5 protein-coding genes are annotated in these 4529 nt (G+C 55.2%); all 5 read left to right on the plus strand.

The annotated features are described in order from the left end of the window. On the plus strand, nt 1-1848 hold a 1848-nt coding region (locus B2344_RS09805), incomplete at its 5' end, for a 3-hydroxyacyl-CoA dehydrogenase NAD-binding domain-containing protein (protein WP_290485122.1). Nucleotides 1849-2007: 159 nt separating this feature from the next. Then, nucleotides 2008-2958, plus strand: a complete 951-nt coding sequence (locus tag B2344_RS09810) for a CsgG/HfaB family protein (RefSeq protein ID WP_290485123.1) — start codon at nt 2008-2010, stop codon at nt 2956-2958. Then, nucleotides 2955-3272, plus strand: a complete 318-nt coding sequence (locus B2344_RS09815) for a hypothetical protein (RefSeq protein ID WP_290483155.1) — start codon at nt 2955-2957, stop codon at nt 3270-3272. Before B2344_RS09810 ends, B2344_RS09815 begins: the two co-directional genes overlap by 4 nt. 10 nt (nt 3273-3282) lie before the next feature. Then, nucleotides 3283-3714, plus strand: coding sequence for a DUF4810 domain-containing protein (locus B2344_RS09820; RefSeq protein WP_290483154.1), 432 nt, complete (start codon nt 3283-3285; stop codon nt 3712-3714). Then, nucleotides 3714-4430, plus strand: coding sequence for a DUF799 domain-containing protein (locus B2344_RS09825; RefSeq protein WP_290483153.1), 717 nt, complete (start codon nt 3714-3716; stop codon nt 4428-4430). The genes B2344_RS09820 and B2344_RS09825 overlap by 1 nt, the downstream gene beginning before the upstream one ends. Nucleotides 4431-4529: the final 99 nt, after the last annotated feature.

Raw genomic sequence — 4529 nt, forward strand, 5'->3', positions numbered from 1 at the left:
GAAGTGGCGCTGGCCTGTCATTATCGCGTTGCGGCGAATGACAATCCGAAGCTGCAATTCGGCCTGCCGGAAGCCAAGATCGGCCTCCTGCCAGGCGCTGGCGGCACCCAGCGCCTGCCACGCCTGATCGGCGTTCAGGCCGCTCTGCCACTGATCCTGCAAGGTGAAAGCTTCAATGCCGAGAAGGCGCTCGCCATGGGTGTCGTTCAGGAACTCGCCCCATCGTCCGAAACGGTCGACAAGGCGAAGGCCTGGGTCAAGGCCAATCCGAAGGCGCAGGCGCCGTGGGATGAAAAGGGCTTCAAGGTTCCGGGCGGCGTCGTGCATCGTAGCCCCGGTGCGGGCCAGGTCGCGACCATGTCCAATGCCATGCTGATGGCCAAGACCTATGGCAACTATCCGGCCCAGAAGAACATCCTGTCCTGCATCTATGAAGGCATTCAGGTGCCGATCGATGCGGGTCTCCGGATCGAGACCCGATACTTCATCAACACCCAGCAGCGCCCGGAAGCGAAAGCCATGATCCGGTCCCTGTTCCTGTCGATGCAGGAACTGTCCAAGGGCGGCAACCGCCCGGCCGGTCATCCGAAGACCGAGTTCAAGAAGATCGCTGTCGTCGGTGCGGGCCTGATGGGCGCGGGCATTGCCTATGTGCAGGCCAAGGCTGGTATCCCGACTGTTCTCGTCGATGTCTCGAAAGAGAATGCCGAGAAGGGTAAGGACTATTCCCGCCGTCTCGTCGAAAAGGCCGTCTCGCGTGGCAAGTCCACACAGGAGAAGGGCGACGCACTGCTCGACCTGATCACGACGACCGACAATTATGATGATGTCAAAGGCGCTGACCTGGTCATCGAGGCCGTGTTCGAGAATGTCGAACTGAAAGCCAAGATCACCAAGATGGCTGAAGCTGTTCTCGACAAGGATGCTGTCTTCGGATCAAACACATCCACATTGCCGATTACAGGCTTGGCTGAAGCATCGGAACGCCCTGAGAACTTTATCGGCATCCACTTCTTCTCGCCGGTCGAGCGCATGGGGCTTGTCGAAATCATCAGCGGTGAAAAGACCAGCGAAGCGACCCTCGCCAAGGCGGTCGATTATGTGCTCGCCATCCGCAAGACGCCGATTGCTGTCAATGATAGCCGCGGCTTCTACACGTCCCGCTGCTTCGGCACTTATACGCGCGAGGGCATGGAAATGCTGGCAGAAGGCATCAAGCCAGCGATCATCGAGAATGTCGGCCGACAGTCCGGCATGCCGATGGGCCCGCTGGAAGTTTCCGACTCGGTCGGTCTCGACACCGCGCTGAAAGTGACGCGGGCAACCGCTGAGGCAGCTGGTATCGATCTGCAGACGGATGACCGGACGCAGTTCCTTGCATGGCTCGTCGAAGACCAGGAGCGTGTGGGCCGCAAGGCCGGAAAGGGCTTCTACGACTACAACGAAAAGGGCAAGCCGGAACGCCTCTGGCCAGACCTGAACACGCAGCTGGAAGTGAAGGTGGACGAATGCCCACCAGACCTGAAGAAAGAGCTGACCAACCGCTTCCTGATCCGTCAGGCTGTGGAGGTTGCCCGTTGCTTTGAAGAGGGTGTTATCACCGATGCGCGCGATGCCGACATTGGCTCCATCCTCGCTTGGGGCTTTGCACCGTATACGGGCGGTTGCTGTTCCTATATCGACCTGATGTGGGGCATCAAGGAATTCGTCGCCGAGGCCGACAAGCTCGCGGACAAGTATGGTGACCGGTTCCGTCCGGGCGACCTGCTCCGCGACATGGCGGCCAAGGGCGAAGGCTTCTACGACCGCTTCCCACCGGCCGGGAAAGCTGAAAAAGCCGCTGCGTAAGTACTTGCCGCCGAATATTTTCGCGTTTTAAGCGAACACTGAAAGACCGGTCGTGATTGTTTCATGATCGGTCTTTTTTATGGTTGACCCCGACAACCAATACGGGAAATGTGTTCTCGCGATCACTAAAGATCGCGGGGAGAATGGGGAGATTTCACTTTGAAGAATCTACTGTTCGCGGCCTGTGGCGCCGCGGCATTGACGGCGTGTGCGACTGTTGAAAAGGCGCCAGAACGTGTTTCCACACCAGCCGTCTCTGCCCAAGCTTCACTACCAGTCCGGACTGTTTCGAAACCCACATTGAAACGAAGGATCGCTGTGGTTCGCTTCTCAAATAGTACACGATACGGAAAAGGTCTTCTGTACGATGGAGAAAACGATCCACTAGCAGATCAAGCACGAGATATGCTTGTCAAACGCTTGGTCGAGACCGAAGGATTCCTGGTTTTCGAGCGAGACAACCTTGGTGGACTCGCATTCGAAAAGTCATTACTCGAAGACGGTGCTAGCGAGTTTGTGGGCGTGGATGCGGTCATCGTCGGTTCGGTTACAGAATTCGGCCGGAAGACCGAAGGCCAGGTGGGTTTTCTCAGCTCAACAAAGAAGCAAACGGTAGAGGCCGCTGTAGAGGCTCGACTTGTGGATCCCAAAAGCGCCTTGGCCTTCTTCAGCGCTTCCGGAAAAGGTGAGGCGTCTACAGAGTCAGGCGAAGTCGCAGGATTCGGATCAAGAGCCGCTTATGATGCATCCTTGAATGACTCCGCTATCTCGGCAGCGGTCTCCAATATGGTGTCAGAGATAGTCGGAAATTTGGAGGATCGTCCATGGAGTACGGACGTTCTCAAGGTTGACGGTGATCGCGTCTTTATCAGTGGCGGGGGCCGCCAAGGTCTGAAAGTGGGCGACCATTTCACCGTAGAGACGTTGGGTGAAGTCATAAAAAGCGGGCAGTCAGGGCTTCCAATCACACTGCCGGGCAGATCGATTGCGGAGATTGAAGTCGTCTCTTTCTTTGGCGATACGGAGTACTCGGAAGGGTCTGTCGCACAGGTGGTTTCAGGAAGTTTGGAAGGCGAGTCCGAACGACTCATCGTTCGGGAGGTGAAATGATGCCGTTTCAAAAAACATTGGCAATCAGTGTTGCCTTCATTGGTCTCGCAACTCTTGGAGGATGCGCCTACCCGGGGGAATCAATTGTGCAGGGTGGCAACTCAGCAGCGGTGTACTTCGAGGCATTCCCTGAAACCTCCCAAGTAATCCTTGATGGAGTTGTTGTGGGACCAGTCTCAGACTTTGATGGCGCCAATCAAACGCTTGGCGTTGTTCCGGGGAGCCATGTAATTCAGATCACTGATGGTTCCGCCGTTCTCTATGACAAGAAAATATATGTCGCTCGTGACAGTGCTTTGAAAATTGTTCGCTAAAGGTAGGAAAATGATCAAGAAAAGTATCTTATTGTGCGCTGGCGCAGTGGCTCTTACGGCGTGTGTCGCAGCGCCACGTTTCGAATATGGCGCTTACGAGCCGACATTGTACGCATACTACAAAAAACCGGAATTGGCCGACAAATTTGAGACTGCGCTGGAAAAGGCAATTGAAAAAGGCGAAGCCAGTGACCGTCTCGCACCGGGATTATACGCGGAGCTCGGATACCTGAAATTGAATCAGGGTGATCAGGCCACTGCTGTGGAGCTTTTCCGCAAGGAAGCGGAGGCGTTTCCGGAATCCGAAGTGTTCATGTCAGGCGTTGTGAGCCGGCTGACGGATCAGAACGCTGAGGCGGGCTTGCCAGAGAGTGCAGTCGAAACTGAGCAAGTCTCAGATGAAACTGTAATTGAAAAATCGGCTGAGGAGGCTGGCGTCTAATGAAATCTGTACCTGTAATTGGTGCGATAAAATCTGCACTGTCGGTCGCTGCACTTTCTCTCGCCTTAGCGGGGTGTGTAGCGTCAGGCCCTCAGGCCAAGGATTACTCGGACTTCCGGACTGAAAATCCCAAATCCATTCTCGTCCTGCCTGCGCTGAATAATTCGGGAGCCGTAGAAGCTCCGGAATTTTTCTTGTCTACGGTTTCTCAGCCATTTGCTCAGCGTGGATACTATGTGTTTCCGGCGAATATGGTGAAGTCTCTCCTAGAAGACGAGGGGCTGTCCGACCCGGCGCTGCTATACGGCGCAGATACGCGGCGGCTAGACCGAATGTTCGGTTGCGATACGGCATTGTACCTGACGATTGAGCGCTGGGAATCTCAGTACGTTGTGCTGGCGACATCGACCAATGTGACTTTCACTTATGATCTCCGTAGCTGCAAGTCCGGTGAAAGTGTTTGGATCCACACGCAGCAATTGACTTACTCACCGCAAGCCAGCAGTTCCGGTAATCCATTGGCCGACCTTCTCGCCCAAGCGATTATATCAGCCATTGAAAAAGGATCGCCCAACTACATACCTTTGGCGCGCCAAGCAAATGCACTGGCTGCCGGGACTGTGGGACAGGGTATTCCTGCTGGGCCGTATTTGCCTGACCTGTATCAGCAAGACACGGAACAATTTCCCGTGAGTGTGACAGCAGCAGCTGAGTAATCATAAGTTTTTGGCATCAATGAAAAAGGCCGGAGCATTGCTGCTCCGGCCTTTTTTTTTGTCTTGGGGAACTGATCGCCTAGCGCTTGGCGCGGGACC

Origin of the sequence: Hyphomonas sp. UBA3195 (genome assembly GCF_002366485.1) — a bacterium.
Classification (GTDB): Bacteria; Pseudomonadota; Alphaproteobacteria; order Caulobacterales; family Hyphomonadaceae; genus Hyphomonas.